The 16,579-nt window shown below is 71.4% G+C and carries 13 protein-coding genes; 8 read left to right on the top strand and 5 right to left on the bottom strand.

Translation table 11 applies throughout. From position 1 onward, the window contains the following. The first annotated feature begins 45 nt into the window (after positions 1 to 45). Positions 46 to 1,788, top strand: coding sequence for a pyruvate dehydrogenase (locus STRCI_RS32065; protein ID WP_269662444.1), 1,743 nt, complete (start codon positions 46 to 48; stop codon positions 1,786 to 1,788). Here STRCI_RS32065 and STRCI_RS32070 read toward each other — a convergent pair. Then, complete coding sequence (locus STRCI_RS32070) at positions 1,785 to 3,122, bottom strand: helix-turn-helix domain-containing protein (protein WP_418953395.1); 1,338 nt, start codon at positions 3,120 to 3,122, stop codon at positions 1,785 to 1,787. The genes STRCI_RS32065 and STRCI_RS32070 overlap by 4 nt on opposite strands. 190 nt (positions 3,123 to 3,312) lie before the next feature. On the opposite strand from STRCI_RS32070, the gene STRCI_RS32075 reads away from it, so the two are divergent. Together STRCI_RS32075 and STRCI_RS32080 are read left to right on the top strand one after the other, a co-directional pair. Beyond that, positions 3,313 to 3,933: a hypothetical protein gene (locus STRCI_RS32075; protein ID WP_269662446.1), complete on the top strand. Its 621-nt coding sequence runs from the start codon at positions 3,313 to 3,315 to the stop codon at positions 3,931 to 3,933. A 408-nt stretch (positions 3,934 to 4,341) separates the two neighbouring features. Beyond that, complete coding sequence (locus STRCI_RS32080) at positions 4,342 to 4,821, top strand: ATP-binding protein (RefSeq protein WP_269664701.1); 480 nt, start codon at positions 4,342 to 4,344, stop codon at positions 4,819 to 4,821. A gap of 65 nt (positions 4,822 to 4,886) precedes the next feature. On the opposite strand, the gene STRCI_RS32085 is transcribed toward STRCI_RS32080, so the two are convergent. Then, positions 4,887 to 5,930, bottom strand: a complete 1,044-nt coding sequence (locus STRCI_RS32085) for a DUF2637 domain-containing protein (protein WP_269662447.1) — start codon at positions 5,928 to 5,930, stop codon at positions 4,887 to 4,889. A gap of 304 nt (positions 5,931 to 6,234) precedes the next feature. Beyond that, complete coding sequence (locus STRCI_RS32090) at positions 6,235 to 7,083, bottom strand: (2Fe-2S)-binding protein (RefSeq protein ID WP_269662448.1); 849 nt, start codon at positions 7,081 to 7,083, stop codon at positions 6,235 to 6,237. Positions 7,084 to 7,239: 156 nt separating this feature from the next. Here STRCI_RS32090 and STRCI_RS32095 point away from each other — a divergent pair, with 156 nt between their 5' ends. Further along, positions 7,240 to 8,031, top strand: coding sequence for a GntR family transcriptional regulator (locus STRCI_RS32095; RefSeq protein ID WP_269662449.1), 792 nt, complete (start codon positions 7,240 to 7,242; stop codon positions 8,029 to 8,031). A 12-nt stretch (positions 8,032 to 8,043) separates the two neighbouring features. Here STRCI_RS32095 and STRCI_RS32100 read toward each other — a convergent pair whose 3' ends face one another. Beyond that, entirely contained in the window at positions 8,044 to 8,820 is a 777-nt protein-coding gene (locus STRCI_RS32100; RefSeq protein WP_269662450.1) for a hypothetical protein, read from the bottom strand. 160 nt (positions 8,821 to 8,980) lie between these two features. Further along, entirely contained in the window at positions 8,981 to 10,654 is a 1,674-nt protein-coding gene (locus STRCI_RS32105; protein ID WP_269662451.1) for a PucR family transcriptional regulator, read from the bottom strand. Positions 10,655 to 11,029: 375 nt separating this feature from the next. Here STRCI_RS32105 and STRCI_RS32110 point away from each other — a divergent pair, with 375 nt between their 5' ends. From STRCI_RS32110 to STRCI_RS32125, 4 genes are all read left to right on the top strand, one after another. Then, positions 11,030 to 11,920 (top strand): FAD binding domain-containing protein, encoded by an 891-nt coding sequence (locus STRCI_RS32110; RefSeq protein ID WP_269662452.1) that lies wholly within the window; start codon positions 11,030 to 11,032, stop codon positions 11,918 to 11,920. Then, positions 11,920 to 12,504 carry a (2Fe-2S)-binding protein gene (locus STRCI_RS32115; protein WP_269662453.1) on the top strand — a complete coding sequence of 195 codons (585 nt, stop codon included), beginning with the start codon at positions 11,920 to 11,922 and terminating at the stop codon, positions 12,502 to 12,504. The genes STRCI_RS32110 and STRCI_RS32115 overlap by 1 nt, the downstream gene beginning before the upstream one ends. 5 nt (positions 12,505 to 12,509) lie before the next feature. Continuing rightward, positions 12,510 to 14,894 carry a xanthine dehydrogenase family protein molybdopterin-binding subunit gene (locus tag STRCI_RS32120; RefSeq protein WP_269662454.1) on the top strand — a complete coding sequence of 795 codons (2,385 nt, stop codon included), beginning with the start codon at positions 12,510 to 12,512 and terminating at the stop codon, positions 14,892 to 14,894. A gap of 210 nt (positions 14,895 to 15,104) precedes the next feature. Continuing rightward, positions 15,105 to 16,562, top strand: coding sequence for an NCS2 family permease (locus STRCI_RS32125; RefSeq protein WP_269662455.1), 1,458 nt, complete (start codon positions 15,105 to 15,107; stop codon positions 16,560 to 16,562). Positions 16,563 to 16,579: the final 17 nt, after the last annotated feature.

Raw genomic sequence — 16,579 nt, forward strand, 5'->3', positions numbered from 1 at the left:
AGGGATCGAAGGCGACCCGAGGCGACCGAAGGGGCACCCGCAGCCATGGCCAAGCAGAACGTCGCGGAACAGTTCGTCGACATCCTCGTCCGCGCCGGGGTCGAGCGCCTCTACGGCGTCGTCGGCGACAGCCTCAACCCCGTCGTGGACGCGGTGCGCCGCACCTCCGGCATCGAGTGGGTGCACGTCCGCCACGAGGAGACCGCCGCCTTCGCGGCCGGCGCGGAGGCGCAGATCACCGGGAGGCTCACGGCCTGCGCGGGCTCCTGCGGCCCCGGCAACCTCCATCTCATCAACGGCCTCTACGACGCCCACCGCTCCATGGCCCCCGTCCTCGCCCTCGCCTCGCACATCCCCTCCAGTGAGATCGGCCTCGGCTACTTCCAGGAGACCCATCCGGACCGGCTGTTCGCCGAGTGCAGCCACTACAGCGAGCTGATCTCCAGCCCGCAGCAGATGCCGCGGCTGCTCCAGACCGCCATCCAGCACGCCGTCGGCCGCTCCGGCGTCAGCGTGGTCGCCCTCCCCGGTGACATCGCCGACCGGCCCGCCCCCGCCAAGCCCGTCGAGACCGCCCTGGTCACCACCCGGCCCACGGTCCGCCCCGGCGACACCGAGATCGACCGGCTCGTCCGGATGATCGACGCGGCCGACAAGGTCACCCTCTTCTGCGGCAGCGGCACCGCGGGCGCGCACGCGGAGGTCATGGAGTTCGCCGAGAAGATCAAGTCCCCGGTCGGACACGCGCTGCGGGGCAAGGAGCACATCCAGTACGACAACCCCTATGACGTCGGGATGAGCGGCCTCCTCGGCTACGGCGCGGCCTACGAGGCCACCCACGAATGCGATCTGCTGATCCTGCTCGGCACGGACTTCCCGTACAACGCCTTCCTGCCCGACGACGTGCAGATCGCCCAGGTCGACGTCCGGCCCGAACACCTCGGCCGCCGCTCCAAGCTGGACCTCGCGGTGTGGGGCGATGTGCGCGAGACGCTGCGCTGTCTGATCCCGCGGGTGCGGGCCAAGGAGAACCGGCGCTTCCTCGACAAGATGCTGAAGAAGCACGCCGACGCGCTGGAGGGCGTCGTCAAGGCGTACACCAGGAAGGTCGAGAAGCATGTCCCGATCCACCCCGAGTACGTCGCCTCGGTGTTGGACGAACTCGCCGACGACGACGCGGTGTTCACCGTCGACACCGGGATGTGCAATGTCTGGGCCGCCCGCTACATCACGCCCAACGGCCGTCGCCGGGTGATCGGTTCCTTCTCTCACGGCTCGATGGCGAACGCGCTGCCCATGGCGATCGGCGCCCAGTTCACCGACCGCCGCCGCCAGGTCGTGTCGATGTCCGGCGACGGTGGATTCGCCATGCTGATGGGCGACTTCCTGACCCTCGTGCAGCACGACCTGCCGGTGAAGGTCGTGCTGTTCAACAACTCCTCGCTCAGCATGGTGGAGTTGGAGATGCTGGTCGCGGGACTGCCCTCGTACGGCACCGGTAACAAGAACCCCGACTTCGCGGCCGTCGCCCGCGCCTGCGGTGCCTTCGGCGTCCGGGTGGAGAAGCCCAAGCAGCTGGCCGGCGCCCTCAAGGACGCCTTCCGGCACAAGGGCCCGGCCCTGGTCGACATCGTCACCGACCCCAACGCCCTCTCCATCCCACCGAGGATCAGCGCCGAGATGGTCACCGGCTTCGCCCTGTCCGCCTCGAAGATCGTCCTCGACGGCGGAGTGGGCCGCATGCTCCAAATGGCCCGCTCCAACCTCCGCAACATGCCGCGGCCCTAGCTGTACGGCCCCCACTTCCGGTTCAGCGTGTCGTACATGTACCGGGGCAGGCCCTCGATCGCGGTGGTGCGGAAGGGGCGGCCCTCGTCGTCTATGCGGATCGTGCCGGTGCGGCCCTGGGAGGACCAGTCCAGTTCGAGGTACCAGCGGCAGTCGCAGCCCTCGGTGCCGGCGGTGACCAGCAGGACCTCGGGGTCCTCGGCGGAGACCCGGTAGGGCAGGCGCATCGCCGGGATGGTGGTGCCGGAGTCGTTGCCGTCGGCCGGGCGGGCGATCGGGCGGTCCTTGTCCAGGTCGACGTCGAAGAAACGCGGGGTCACCGCTCCGCCGCAACCCTGATCCATGGCATAGGAGTTGCCCTCGACGGGCGCCGCGCGCCCGACCACCCGGACCCGCAGCGCCTCCAGCACCACGGCCGTGGACGACTTGCCCTGCACCGAGATCCGCACCATCGTGTTCCGCCCGTGCACCGCGCCCTGCGACCCGGCCCAGGTCCGGGCGTCCTGCGGGGGCGGGGGCGGCGCCACCTTCGCCGGGGGCCGGTCGATGACGTAGTCGTGCCCGCAGCCCTGCGCCCACATATGCGAGTCGGCGCTCCAGGTGAGCGGCGTCCCGCCGGCGTTCGCGCCCTTCGAGGGCGGCGCGCCGGTGCCCGGCTCGGTGGTGGACGAGGAGGGCTTCCCCGAACCGCTCTTCGAAGGCGACGGGTTGGTGGCTGAGGGCGAGGCGGAGGCGGTGGGGGAGGGGCTCTTCGTGACGCCCGGCACGGACGTCCGGGACGCCGCGGCCCCGCCCTTCCCGCCGCCCCGCTCGCCCCGGTCGGTGTCCAGCGCGGTCAGTGTGCCCAGGGTCGCGAGCAGCACGGAGCCCACGGCCGCGGCGACGGTGATCCTGCGGCGGCGGTACCAGGGGCGGGGGCGCGGTGGGGTGGACACCGGTTCGGGCGTCGCGTCGCCGACTTCGGGTTCGGGTTCGACGGCGACCTCGGCTTCCGGCTCCGCCCCAGCGCCCTCGGTCTCCTCCGCCCCCGCCACCGCCCCCCGGGGCCGCTGCCGAGCCGCCACCGCCAGGAGCCACCGCCGGTGGAGTTCCATGCGTTCCTCCGCCGTCGCCCCGCACAGCGCGGCGAAGCGCTCCACCGGGGCGAAGTCCTGGGGGACCGCGTCCCCGGCGCAGTAGCGGTGCAGCGTGGAGGTGTTCATGCCCAGCCGACGGGCCAGCGAGCCGTAACTGCGATCGGTCCGTTCCTTGAACTGCCGCAGCAGCGCCGCGAACTCGGCTACCTCGTCCTGTGCCGACACCCTTCCCCCGTGTGCTCCCGCCCGGGACGGCATCCCAGGCACCCCATATACCTGCACGTCAGACGGCCTGGGATGGTTCCACCGGCAGGGAAGCGGCATCCCCTGTTGCGTCCGGGTCCTGTGACCGCTGATGCTCTTGGTGTCGCACCGACGACCGGCGGACCGACCAGCCGGCGGCGCGGTGACGACGACCCGCACCCACACTTACCCACGGGGGACACCCATGCCCAAGCGCACCCGAGCAGGCGCGGTCACCGTATGCGCCCTCGCCGGCCTCACCGTCGGCGCGGCACTCACCGTACCGGCCGGCGCCGCACCGCAGGCGGCGAACTCGCCCCGCTTCCTGTCGGCCTCCGAACTCCCGCCGCACCCCTCGTCCACCTGGACCGCCGGAAAGGTCAAGGGCGGCGTGCCGGTCGAGCTGCGGTTCTGCCTGGGGGACGCGCTGCTCGCCCATGACTCCAGCTACCGCCCGTTCCGCACCGACCTGGACACCAGCGCCCGGCAGCTGACCGTCGTCGTGGGCACCAACGCCAAGGCCAAGGCCCTCGCGAGCAGCCTCAACAAGCACATCAAGTCCTGCGCGGGGCGGATCGAGGCCGCCGACCCGGAGGTCGAGGCCAGGTACAAGTCCTACGGCTCGCTGCCCGTCGAGGAGGGCGCCCGCGTGCACGGTCTGCACACCGAGACCTCCTGGGGCGCCACCGACATCGGGCTGCTCTCGGTCGGCCGGGACGGCAGGACCGTCACGGTCGTGGACTGGTCGCAGATGGGCGACTTCTCGGACGCTCCGGTGGCCGCCTTCAAGAAGACCACCACCAAGGCCGTCAACAAGCTCTACTGACCACAGCACCGCCGGGGGGCACCAGGGCCGCCCTCTCGCCACGGGGGTCGGGAGGGCGGCCCCGCGTATCCCGCCCCGGCGGTCGGATACGGCCGGATCGGCAGACGGGGATGCGCAGTTCGGCCGATGCCCCCTGGTCGGCCGTGGGGCCGGCGCTTCACCTGTCGGCCGTGTCCCGTCTCCACGGGGTTCGCCGTCCCCGTGCCCACCAGGGTGAATCCTGTACTCAACCGCACGCGGAACCTCCGCTTCCCCAGTCGTGCGCCCGGCCGTTCATCCGCCCGCGACCCCTTCGTGGCCGAACGTCTGGTAGTTGACGATTCGACATGACTGCCCCGTGCCCGAGCGGGCATGGATCCCGTGAACGTGTTCGAGGAGGGGAACGACATCGGCACGCGGGCGGGGGTCATGAAGAGGCAGGCACGAGGGGGCGGTCCCATCGCGATCGGGGCCTTCTCGGCGGACACGGAGGATACGGCGGACGGCGTCGCGGAACGGGCGCCGACCTGCGGGCTCAGGCGCAGACTCGGGCGCGCCGACCTCAGGGCGGTGCCCGCGGCGCGCAAAGAGCTCAGGGAGCTGCTGCACGACTGGGGCAGGCCCGGACGCTCCGAGATAGCCGAGCTGCTGACCAGCGAACTCGTCACCAACGCACTGGTCCACACCGACCGCGACGCGGTCCTGACCGCCACCGTGGGACCCCGTGGACTACGGGTGGAGGTGCGGGACTTCGTGGCTCGCAGGCCCCGGCTGTGCGTACCGACCGCCGACGACGGTACGCACGGCCGGGGCCTGGTGCTGGTGCAGTCCCTCGCGGACGCGTGGGGGGTACGGCCGCACGGGGTGGGCAAGGCCGTGTGGTTCGAGCTCGACGCGGAGGCCGCATGACGACGGGAGGGGAGTACGGCGCCTGCCGTACTCCCCTCCCGTGACCCGCCTCCGGAGAGCGGTTTTCAGCCGAACTGCTGCTCCAGGTCCTTGAGCTTGCGCTCCAGGGAGTCAAGACGCGGCAGGGCCATGGTGTCGTCCTCCGCGGTGAGATCGACAGTCACCGGGTCAGAACCTTTGCGTACGGGCTGAAGTGAGGGACGCGTACGTACGGGCAGCTGCTCCGGCGTCGATATGGCAGGCTCCGCGGTGACCCGGTCCGAGCCGCGCTCCACCGCCTGTATCTCGACCTGGCGGCCTCCGCCGCGGCCGACGAACCCGCGGTGACCGCGGCTGATCGCCCGCAGCTGGGCGCGCTCCACGCGATGCGCCTCGCGGCGCCGCATCCGCTGCTCGTCCTTCTTCAGCTTCTCCTCGCGCACTTCCTCGACCGCCTCGTCCAGGCTGCGCACGTTCTCCAGGAGCATCAGGGACCAGGCCCTGTAGGTCTCCCGGGGCGCCCGCAGCCAGCGGACGATGCGGATCTGCGGCAGCGGCCTCGGGACCAGGCCCTGCTCGCGCAGGGCGGCCCGGCGGGTCTGCTTCAGCGCCCGGTCGAAGAGCACCGCCGCGGACAGGGACATGCCGGCGAAGAAGTGCGGGGCGCCGTCGTGGCCGAGCCCCCTGGGCGCGTGCACCCAGTTGAACCAGGCCGCGGCGAACGCGAACGTCCATACGAGTATCCGGGAGCCGAGCGCCGCGTCACCGTGGCTCGCCTCGCGCACCGCGAGCACGGAGCAGAACATCGCGGCCCCGTCGAGGCCGAACGGGACCAGGTACTGCCAGCCGTTGGTGAGGCCGAGGTTCTGCTCGCCGAATCCGACCAGTCCGTGGAAGGAGAGCGCCGCCGCCACCGCGGCACAGCAGAACAGGAGCACATAGGAGACCGTGCCGTATACGGCCTCCTTGCGCCTGCGGCGCTCTTCGCTGCGCTCCCACGAGTCGTCGGCACTCGTGTCCTTCCCCGAGGAGCGCTTTCCGCGCGCGAGCACCGCCACCGCCGCCAGCGTGCCCAGGAGCAGTACGGCGCCGGGAAGCAGCCAGTTCAGCGATATGTCGGTAAGTCTCATCTGGGGTCCCTTGCATTGGGATAGGGCGTAACGCCCGCCATAGTGGCCCAATCCCTCCGGCCCTCAGGGGGTTTCGGGGCAAGAGGCCGCCAAGGAAGTGCAAGGGGATGCCCAGGGCGGCGTTCTGCTCGAACTGCCGCGTGAGGGGCGGGAGTTGAGTTCGAATAAGACTACCCGTACGGGTGGTTCCACGGAAAGTTCCCGCGACAAGTGAGGAAGTTGTGAAACCCCCGTAATCCTGCGACGGGTCGCGGGGAGTCGATCCTAGGGGAGCGCGCGGGGTGCTCAAGACCGCGCGCGTGGCTCAACTCGCCGTCGCCAGAAGCTTGGTGACGCGTTCGGCGTCGCAGGTGCGCGGGCAGGTGGCGCAGGCGTCCTCGGGGCGCAGGGTGTAGAACATGCAGCAGCTCACCCGGTCCCGGGTGGGCAGCGACTCGCCGTTCGGGCCGGTCAGCACGCGGAACGCGGCGGAACCGGCGTACGGCTTGGTCGAGCCGGGCAGCAGCAGCTCCAGCTCGCGCGTGGCGCGTTCCTCCTCGCCGAGCAGATGGGCGACGTACCACAGGCTCTCGACGATCTCGTCGGTCGCCATGCCCCACAGGGCGCGGCCCCGGCGGCGCATCCGGGGGCCGAATCCGGCGAGGACGGGTTCGAGGTGCTCGGCGACGGCCGCGCGGACCTCGGTGCGCAGGGCCTCCTCGTCGGGGACCACCCGGGCGCCGGGCAGGCTCGCTGCCGGGTCGCCGGGCAGACAGGCGAAGCCGGCGGTGGGGCGGACGGCGAGCCGGCCGATGGCGAGGCCGGGGGCGGTGCGGTCGTAGGAGACATGTGTCACGGGCAGGCGTGGGACGCGGCGGTGCAGGAACCAGGGGACGGTGATCAGCAGACAGGCGGGCCAGGCGTAGCGGTGGAGGCCGAAGGTGGCCGTGACGTCCGGGCGGGCGCGCTGCTCGTAGTCGCGCAGGATCTGGGCGTCGTCCCAGGCCAGGAAGGCGTCGAGCGGGCCCTCGGCGGCGGCGAGCTCGGCGGCGGAGACCCAGCCGGAGCCGGTGGGCATGGGGTCCGCGGAGCCCAGCTCGGTGACCCCGAGTGACGGGAGGACCTCGGTGAGCCGTATGTACGCGTCCGCGGTGGCCGAACGGGGCACGGGCATCCGGGTCTCCTGAAGTGATGCGGTTTTGAGGTAAGCCTTACCTTACCCAAGATCGCCTGGATTTGAACTGACGCCCGGTGCGCTTATGGTGCTTGACGGACAAGTAACAACCCGCCGTAATGACCCCAAGTACCGAAACGTCCCCAGGAGGAGCCCGTGAACCAGGGTGCGCAGGGCTCCACCGACGCACGGGCCGCCCGGATCGCGGGGCTTGCGCAGGTCAGGGGCGCGGCCCGGGTGCCGGTACAGCCCGCCGCCGCCGAGGTGGACCGGGTCCGCGGCGAGCACACCCACAGCGAGGCGCCGATCCCGCGCCCCCGGGTGGCCGTGCAGCGGTCCTCGGTGCGCGGCCAGATCCTCGACGCGCTGCGCACCGCGCTGGTGGCCGGGGAGTTGACGCCCGGCGAGGTCTACTCGGCCCCCGTGCTCGGCGACCGCTTCGGCGTCTCCGCCACCCCGGTCCGCGAGGCCATGCAGCAACTGGCCCTCGAAGGCGCCGTGGAGGTCGTGCCGAACCGGGGCTTCCGGGTGGTGGTGCGGGGCGCGCGCGAACTGGCTGAGCTGGCCGAGGTGCGGGCCCTGATCGAGGTGCCGGTGATGCTCCGGCTGGCGCGCACGGTCCCGGCGGAGCGCTGGGCGGATCTGCGCCCCCTCGCCGAGGCGTCGGTACGGGCCGCCGCCGGCGGCTGCCGCGCGACCTACGCCGAGACCGACCGGACCTTCCACTCGGCGGTCCTGTCCCTCGCGGGCAACGAACAACTCGTCCACATCGCCGAGGACTTGCACCGCCGCTCCCAGTGGCCCCTGGTCGGCACCCCGCCCACCCGCGGCCGCGCCGACCTGATCGCCGACGCGGCCGAACACACGGCCCTGCTGGAGGCGTTGATCGCCCGGGACCTGGATGTCGTGCGGGCGCTGGTGGGGGAGCACTTCGCCGGGGCGTCCTGACGCCCCCTCGGGTCAGGCCGTCGCCGCCCCCGTCGCCGGTGGCCCCTGGGTCGCCAAGTGGCGGGCCAGCCACGTCGGTACACCGCCCAGAAGGCGGAACAGCCGACGCGCCTCCTCGCGGAGCCGGGAGGCCTCCGGTTCCGGCTCGGTGTCCGCCAGGGAGGCCAGCGCCGGCGCCGTGCCGACCAGGTAGCCCAACTCCTCGCGGATCCGCAGGGACTCGGCGAAGCCGTGCCGCGCCTCCGCCAACTCGCCTTCCCGCAGGGCCAGTCCGGCCAGGTGACGCCAGGTGAAGGAGAGCAGCAGGGGATCCGCGTGCGCCGTCGCCGCCGCGTGCGCCCGGCGGTAGGCCGCCCGCGCCGCCTGCGGGGAGTGCGACAGGTTCTCCGCCAGCAGCCCCCGCCGGTAGTCCAGCAGCGCCCGCCCCGACGCCCCCGGCGGGATCAGCGCCGCCGCCCGGCCCAGCGCCGCCCGCGCCTCGTCGGCCCGGTCCCGGACCGTGTGCAGCGTGGCCGCGTAGGCAAGTTGCCCTCGTTCACAAGCGGCCGCGCCGCGCTCCTCGTCGCTGTGCGCCACGGCCTCCGCCGTACGCAGCGCGTCCTCCGCGTCCTCCCAGCCCTGCTCGGTGTACAGGCACCGTTCCACCAGCAGCGAGGCCCGCTGGAGGGAGGCCGCCGGGGTGTCCGGACGTAGCAGCGCCGCCGCGTCGGCCCAGCACGCGCGTGAGCGCAGCCGCCATACCGCGGTCTGGAGTGGATCGTCACCGGCGGTCGTTCCGTAACCAGACATGGCGGAATGCGCCACGTTGCCCTCCCCGAGCACGCCATTGAGCTTTGGTGGTGGGCGCATTCCAGCATCTGTTGACCATGCTGGCCAAGGGGGTAGGTGAAGGATTTCACAAAGTCATGGGACAGCCACTAACCTCGGGGCCCGCCCGGATGACCTCGGTTCAACTCATCCGCAACGCCAGGAAGAAATCCAGCTTGTCCTCAAGACGGGACAGGTCCCGGCTCGTCAACTGCTCGATTCTCCCCACCCGGTAGCGCAGCGTGTTGACGTGGAGGTGGAGCCGGGTCGCACAGCGCGTCCAGGAACCGTCGCAGTCCAGGAACGCCTCCAGGGTCGGGATCAACTCGGCACGGTGACGCCGGTCGTAGTCCCGCAGCGGGTCCAGCAGCCGCGCGGTGAAGGCGCGCCGCACGTCGTCGGGGACGAAGGGCAGCAGCAGTACGTGCGAGGCCAGTTCCTGGTGGCCCGCCGCGCACACCCGCCCGGGACGCGCCGCCGCCACCCGGCGGGCGTGCCGCGCCTCCTCCAGCGCCCCGCGCAGCCCCTCCGCCGAGTGAACGGCCGCGCTGACGCCGAGGGTGACCCGGCCGTCGTCGTCGAGACCGGCCGAGAGCGGGTCCCGGACCGACTCCAGGAGCAGATCGGCGAGGATGCCCTCCTCCGAGCCGTCGTGCTCGGCGGAGACCGCGGGCAGCGGGACCAGCGCGATGGCCTCGTCGCCGGTGTGCGCCACGGCGATGCGGTCCGAGGGCTCCGGGCCGGTGGTCAGCGGGTCGACCAGGATCTCCTCCAGCAGCGACTGCGCCACCGGACCGCCCTCCACCTCCCCGCCGTCCCACTCCACCCGGGCCACCACGACCTGCCAGTGCGGGGCCGCTCCCAGGCCCGGCAGCAGCACCGGGGCGGCCACCCTGAGACGGGCGGCGATCTCGGCGGGCGCGGCGCCCGTCTGGACCAGCTCCAGCACCTCCTGGGCGAGCCGGCGGCGCACCGTGCGGGCCGCGTCCCGGCGGTCCCGCTCGACCGCGATCAGCTGGGTGACGCCCTGCAGCAGGTCGAGCCGCTCCTCGGGCCAGTCCCCGGCGTCCGCCTCCACCGCCAGCAGCCAGTCCGACAGCACCGTCTCGCGCACATCCCGCGCGGCCTGCGGGGAGCGGCCGGTGCTGCGGATGGGGAACAGGGAGTACGGCGTCGAGCCGAGCACCATCCGGTGCGGTCCGCGCCGGCCCGTGCGGGCGGCGGCCAGGTGCTCGGCGGCGAGCTTGGCGCACAGGTCGGCGGGGAGCGCCGGGCCGCCCACCTTCGAGCCCGCGATCAGCCGTCCGGTGGGGGAGAGCACCCAGGCCCGCAGGTCCAGGTCGGAGCCGAGCAGGTCCAGGACCACGTCCGGGCCGCCGCCCGCCGGGCCCGAGGTCATCATGCGGCGGTGCCGGTCCACGACCGCCGCGAGGTCCCCGGCGCGCTCGCCGGAGACCTGCCGTACGACATGCTCGGTGATCGAGGCGAAGGCCACCGACTCGTGCACCGCGAACAGCGGCAGCCGGTGCTGGGCGCAGGCCGCCACCAGGTCCTCGGGGACATCGCCCAGCTCGGCCTCGCCGGCCGCCAGGGCGGCCACCCCGGCCTGCGCCAGGATCCGGACGAACGGCTCGGAGTCCGCCGAGTCGCGGCGCCAGGCGAGGCCCGTGAGCACCAGCTCGCCGCCCGCCAGATAGCGGCTGGGGTCCCGCAGGTCCGTGGTCATCACGCCCCGGACGGTGCGGTCCAGTTCCTCTTCGCCGCCGAGCAGCTTGAGGCCCAGCGCGTCCGTGTCCAGCAGTGCGCGCAGCCGCATTTCGTCGCCGCCGTTCTTTGTCTCGAAATCTACGATGGATCTAGGTATGGGTGAGGTCCGGGGCCCGTCCGGCGGACCGGTGAGCGCCGCTCGCCGTCCCGTGGCTCGCGTTTCGGCTGTGTCCCAGGTCACGTGGTGTGCGTCGCACGTTTCCAGAGGAAAACCAGGAGGTTACTGATGCCCTCCGTTCATACGAATCTACAAGATGACCAGCCTGGCCAGCCAACTCCTTCATGGTTTCCGTGACTGACCCCGGTGGAGCACAGCGCTGTGTACTGACCTCACTCCGCGTTAACAGCACATGAACGAGCCTGGCCCGCCGCACACGGATTGGCTCAATCTGCACGACTCACGAGACGAAGAAGAGAGCCGGTCATGGACTTCCTTCGCCCCGCCAGCTGGGAGGAGGCGCTCGCCGCAAAGGCCGAGCACCCCACCGCTGTGCCGATTGCGGGTGGCACCGATGTGATGGTCGAGATCAACTTCGACCACCGCCGGCCCGAGTACCTCCTGGACCTCAACCGCGTCGGCGACCTCTACGAGTGGGAGGTCGGCGAGGAGAGCGTCCGGCTCGGCGCCTCCGTGCCCTACACGAGCATCATGGAGAACCTCCGCGCCGAGTTGCCGGGTCTCGCCCTCGCCTCGCACACGGTCGCCTCCCCGCAGATCCGTAACCGCGGCGGCGTCGGCGGCAACCTCGGCACCGCCTCCCCGGCCGGCGACGCCCACCCCGCCCTGCTGGCGGCCGGCGCCGAGGTCGAGGTCGAGTCGGTGCGCGGCAGCCGCCGTATCCCGATCGATGAGTTCTACACCGGCGTGAAGCGCAACGCGCTGGCGCCCGACGAGCTGATCCGCGCCGTGCACATCGCCAAGGCGGACGGGCCCCAGCAGTACTCCAAGGTGGGCACCCGCAACGCCATGGTGATCGCGGTGTGCGCCTTCGGGCTCGCCCTGCACCCGGACACCCGGACCGTGCGCACCGGCATCGGCTCCGCCGCGCCCACCCCCGTACGGGCCAAGGCCGCCGAGGAATTCCTGAACGCGGCGCTCGAAGAGGGCGGCTTCTGGGACAACGGCAAGATCATCACCCCGTCGGTCGCCAAGCAGTTCGCGGACCTGTGCGCCGCCGCCTGCAACCCGATCGACGACGTCCGGGGCACCGCGAGCTATCGCCGCCACGCGGTCGGCGTCATGGCCCGCCGCACGCTGACCTGGACCTGGGAGTCCTACCGCGGCACCGCCGCTCACACGGAGGGAGTCGCCTGATGCGTGTCAACTTCACTGTCAACGGACGTCCGCAGGAAGCCGACGACGTCTGGGAGGGCGAGTCCCTGCTGTACGTGCTGCGCGAGCGGCTCGGCCTGCCGGGTTCGAAGAACGCCTGCGAGCAGGGCGAGTGCGGGTCGTGCACGGTGCGCCTGGACGGCATGCCCGTGTGTGCGTGCCTCGTCGCCGCCGGTCAGGTCGAGGGCCGCGAGGTCGTCACCGTCGAGGGGCTCGCCGAGTACGCCAAGCAGCGTGCCGAGCACGGCGGCTGCGCCTCCGGCGCCTGCGGTACGTCCGTCCAGGACGCCCAGCACTGGTCCGCCAAGGGGCAGGACTCGCAGACCGGTGAGGGTGCCGAACTCTCCCCGATCCAGCAGGCGTTCATCGACGCCGGCGCCGTCCAGTGCGGCTTCTGCACCCCGGGGCTGCTGGTCGCCGCTGACGAGATGCTGGAGCGCAACCCCAACCCGAGCGACGCGGACATCCGCGAGGCCCTCTCGGGCAACCTGTGCCGCTGCACGGGCTACGAGAAGATCATGGACGCGGTCCGCCTCGCGGCCGCCCGGCAGGGAGAGGCGGTCTGAGCCTGATGCCCACCAACGGCGCTCCCACCAAAATCACCCAGGGTTCCCAGACCAAGGGCGGCATCGGCGAGTCCACGCTCCGCCCGGACGGCACCCTCAAGGTCACCGGCGAGTTCGCGTACTCCTCCGACATGTGGCACGAGGACATGCTCTGGGGCCAGATCCTGCGCTCCACCGTCGCCCACGCCGAGATCGTGTCCATCGACACGAGCGAGGCGCTGAAGACCGCCGGCGTCTACGCGGTCATGACCTACGACGACCTGCCGGCCGCGATGAAGAACTACGGCCTGGAGATCCAGGACACCCCGGTCCTCGCGCACGGCAAGGTACGCCACCACGGCGAGCCGGTCGCGATCGTCGCCGCCGACCACCCGGAGACCGCCCGCCGCGCGGCCGCCAAGATCAAGGTCGAGTACCGCGAACTGCCCGTCATCACCGACGAGGCCTCCGCGACCGCCCCCGACGCGATCCTCGTCCACGAGGGCCGCGACGACCACCACATCGGCCACGTCCCGCACCCGAACATCGTGCACCGCCAGCCGATCGTCCGCGGCAACGCCGAAGAGGCCGCCAGGAAGGCCGACTTCGTCGTCAGCGGCGAGTACACCTTCGGCATGCAGGACCAGGCCTTCCTCGGCCCCGAGTCCGGCCTCGCGGTGCCCGAGGAGGACGGCGGCGTCCACCTCTACATCGCCACCCAGTGGCTGCACAGCGACCTCAAGCAGATCGCCCCCGTCCTCGGCCTGCCCGAGAGCAAGGTCCGGATGACGCTGGCCGGTGTCGGCGGTGCCTTCGGCGGTCGCGAGGACATCTCGATGCAGATCCACGCCTGTCTGCTGGCGCTGCGCACCGGCAAGCCGGTCAAGATCGTCTACAACCGCTTCGAGTCCTTCTTCGGGCACGTCCACCGCCACCCCGCCAAGCTCTACTACGAGCACGGCGCCACGCGCGACGGCAAGCTGACCCACATGAAGTGCCGGATCGTCCTGGACGGCGGCGCCTACGCCTCCGCCTCCCCGGCCGTCGTCGGCAACGCCTCGTCCCTGTCGGTCGGCCCGTACGTCATCGACGACGTCGACATCGAGGCCATCGCCCTCTACACCAACAACCCGCCCTGCGGCGCCATGCGCGGCTTCGGCGCGGTCCAGGCGTGCTTCGCCTACGAGGCGCAGATGGACAAGCTCGCCGACGCGGTGGGCATGGACCGGGTGGAGTTCCGGCAGCTCAACGCCATGGAGCAGGGCACGATCATGCCGACCGGGCAGCCGGTCGACTCCCCGGCCCCGGTCGCCGAACTGCTGCGCCGCGTCAAGGCGATGCCGCTGCCGCCGGAGCGCCAGTGGGAGTCCAGCGAGGGCTCCGACGTACGACAGCTGCCCGGCGGTCTGTCCAACACCACGCACGGCGAGGGCGTCGTGCGCGGGGTCGGCTACGCGGTCGGCATCAAGAACGTCGGCTTCTCCGAGGGCTTCGACGACTACTCCACCGCCAAGGTGCGCATGGAGGTCATCGCCGGTGAGCCCGTCGCCACCGTGCACACCGCCATGGCGGAGGTCGGCCAGGGCGGCGTCACCGTGCACGCGCAGATCGCCCGCACCGAGCTGGGCGTCACCCAGGTGACGATCCACCCGGCCGACACCCAGGTGGGCTCGGCGGGTTCGACCTCGGCCTCCCGGCAGACGTACGTCACCGGTGGCGCCGTCAAGAACTCCTGCGAGCTGGTCCGCGAGAAGGTCCTGGAGATCGGGCGCCGCAAGTTCGGCTCCTACCACCCCGCCTGGGCCACCGCCGAGCTGCTCCTGGAGGGCGGCAAGGTCGTGACCGACGGCGGTGAGGTCCTCGGGGACCTGGTCGACGTGCTGGAGGGCGAGACCGTCGAGGTCGAGGCCGAGTGGCGGCACCGTCCGACCGAGCCCTTCGATCTGCGCACCGGCCAGGGCAACGGCCACGTCCAGTACTCCTTCGCCGCGCACCGCGCCGTCGTCGAGGTGGACACCGAGCTCGGCCTGGTCAAGGTCATCGAGCTGGCCTGCGCCCAGGACGTCGGCAAGGCGCTCAACCCGCTGTCCGTCCTCGGCCAGATCCAGGGCGGCACCCTCCAGGGCATGGGCATCGCGGTGATGGAGGAGATCATCGTCGACCCCAAGACCGCGAAGGTCAGGAACCCCTCCTTCACGGACTATCTGCTCCCCACGATTCTCGACACGCCGATCATCCCGGTCGATGTGCTCGAACTCGCCGACGACCACGCGCCGTACGGGCTGCGTGGCATCGGCGAAGCCCCCACCCTGTCCTCGACTCCGGCCGTGCTCGCGGCGATCCGCAACGCCACGGGACTGGAGCTGGACAGGACGCCGGTACGGCCCGAACACCTCACGGGTACGGCGTAAGGGGCCTGTCGCCACGACAGGTCCTGGCACCACGCAAGTCTCTCCGGGCGGCGCCGGGAACGTCACACTTCGCCGCGCCGCCCGGAGGATCCAGTTCGTTCGTCTCGGGCCGTCCCCCGGGTCGTGCGGCCGAAGCACCTTCCCAAATCCCGTGACCGCGCCTGCGGTTCCCGATACGGGTGCCCCTGTGAACCTTGGGAGTAGGCCCACATGACCCAGCAGTCACTGGAGCCGAAGACCGTTGCCGACGACGCGGGTGAAGGCACCCTCGTCCCGGCCGGACGGTCTTGGCTCGACCGGTACTTTCACATATCCAGGAGACAGTCCACGGTCGCGCGCGAGGTGCGCGGCGGCGTCACCACCTTCATGGCGATGGCGTACATCCTCCTGCTCAACCCCCTGATCCTGTCCGGCAAGGACGCGGCGGGGGACACCCTCGCGCAGAAGGCCCTGATCACCGCGACCGCGTTCGCGGCGGCCCTCACCACGCTGCTCATGGGCTTCTTCGGCAAGGTGCCGCTCGCCCTCGCCGCCGGCCTCTCCGTCTCCGGCGTGCTCGCCTCGCAGGTCGCCCCGCAGATGACCTGGCCGCAGGCCATGGGCATGTGTGTGATGTACGGCGTGGTCATCATGCTGCTGGTCGTCACCGGCCTGCGCGAGATGATCATGAACGCGATCCCGCTCGCGCTGAAGCACGCGATCACCATGGGCATCGGCCTGTTCGTCGCCCTGATCGGCTTCTCCAAGGCCGGCTTCGTCCATCAGGGCGAGTCGACCCCGCTCACCCTCGGCCCGGCGGGCGAACTGGCCGGCTGGCCGGTGCTGTTGTTCGCCGTGACCCTGCTGGCCATCTTCATGCTCCAGGCCCGCGGCGTCCCCGGCGCGATCCTGATCGGCATCGTCGGCGGCACTGTACTGGCCGTCATCCTCAATGCCTTCGACGCCATCGACCCCAAGCAGTGGGCGGCCGGCGCTCCCGAACTGCACGGCAGCGCGGTCTCCATGCCGGACTTCTCGATCTTCGGTGACGTCGAGTTCGGCGGCTGGGGCGAGGTCGGCGCGATGACCGTCGGCATGATCGTGTTCACCCTGGTGCTCGCCGGGTTCTTCGACGCGATGGCCACCATCATCGGCGTCGGCACCGAGGCGAAGCTCGCCGACGACAAGGGCCGGATGCCGGGCCTGTCCAAGGCGCTGTTCATCGACGGCGCGGGCGGTGCGATCGGCGGTGTCTCCGGCGCCTCGGGCCAGACGGTCTTCGTCGAGTCGGCCACCGGCGTCGGCGAGGGCGCCCGCACGGGCCTGTCCTCGGTCGTCACCGGACTGTTCTTCGCGGCCTGTCTCTTCTTCACCCCGCTCACGGCGATCGTGCCCGGCGAGGTCGCGGCCGCGGCCCTGGTCGTCATCGGCGCCATGATGATGATGAACGCCCGGCACGTGGACTGGGGCGACCGCGCCACCGCGATCCCCGTCTTCCTCACCGTCGTGATCATGCCGTTCACCTACTCCATCACCGCGGGTGTGGCCGCCGGCGTCATCTCGTACGTGGCCATCAAGACCGCGCAGGGCAAGATCCGGGAGATCGGGGCCTTCATGTGGGCCCTGACGGTGATCTTCGTGGTGTTCTTCGCCCTCAACCCCATAGAGAGCTGGCTCGGCGTCCACTAGCCGCCGGCCCTCCACAA

This window comes from Streptomyces cinnabarinus, assembly GCF_027270315.1.
In the GTDB taxonomy this organism is placed as follows: domain Bacteria; phylum Actinomycetota; class Actinomycetes; order Streptomycetales; family Streptomycetaceae; genus Streptomyces; species Streptomyces cinnabarinus.

Bases quoted from the DNA above. Each gene is read 5' to 3' on its own strand.
- STRCI_RS32120 (WP_269662454.1), top strand. From the start codon at position 12,510: ATGCCCACCAACGGCGCTCCCACCAAAATCACCCAGGGTTCCCAGACC.
- STRCI_RS32080 (WP_269664701.1), top strand. From the start codon at position 4,342: ATGAAGAGGCAGGCACGAGGGGGCGGTCCCATCGCGATCGGGGCCTTC.
- STRCI_RS32100 (WP_269662450.1), bottom strand. From the start codon at position 8,820: ATGTCTGGTTACGGAACGACCGCCGGTGACGATCCACTCCAGACCGCG.
- STRCI_RS32070 (WP_418953395.1), bottom strand. From the start codon at position 3,122: ATGCCGTCCCGGGCGGGAGCACACGGGGGAAGGGTGTCGGCACAGGAC.
- STRCI_RS32085 (WP_269662447.1), bottom strand. From the start codon at position 5,930: ATGAGACTTACCGACATATCGCTGAACTGGCTGCTTCCCGGCGCCGTA.
- STRCI_RS32110 (WP_269662452.1), top strand. From the start codon at position 11,030: ATGGACTTCCTTCGCCCCGCCAGCTGGGAGGAGGCGCTCGCCGCAAAG.
- STRCI_RS32125 (WP_269662455.1), top strand. From the start codon at position 15,105: ATGACCCAGCAGTCACTGGAGCCGAAGACCGTTGCCGACGACGCGGGT.
- STRCI_RS32115 (WP_269662453.1), top strand. From the start codon at position 11,920: ATGCGTGTCAACTTCACTGTCAACGGACGTCCGCAGGAAGCCGACGAC.
- STRCI_RS32065 (WP_269662444.1), top strand. From the start codon at position 46: ATGGCCAAGCAGAACGTCGCGGAACAGTTCGTCGACATCCTCGTCCGC.
- STRCI_RS32090 (WP_269662448.1), bottom strand. From the start codon at position 7,083: ATGCCCGTGCCCCGTTCGGCCACCGCGGACGCGTACATACGGCTCACC.
- STRCI_RS32105 (WP_269662451.1), bottom strand. From the start codon at position 10,654: ATGCGGCTGCGCGCACTGCTGGACACGGACGCGCTGGGCCTCAAGCTG.
- STRCI_RS32075 (WP_269662446.1), top strand. From the start codon at position 3,313: ATGCCCAAGCGCACCCGAGCAGGCGCGGTCACCGTATGCGCCCTCGCC.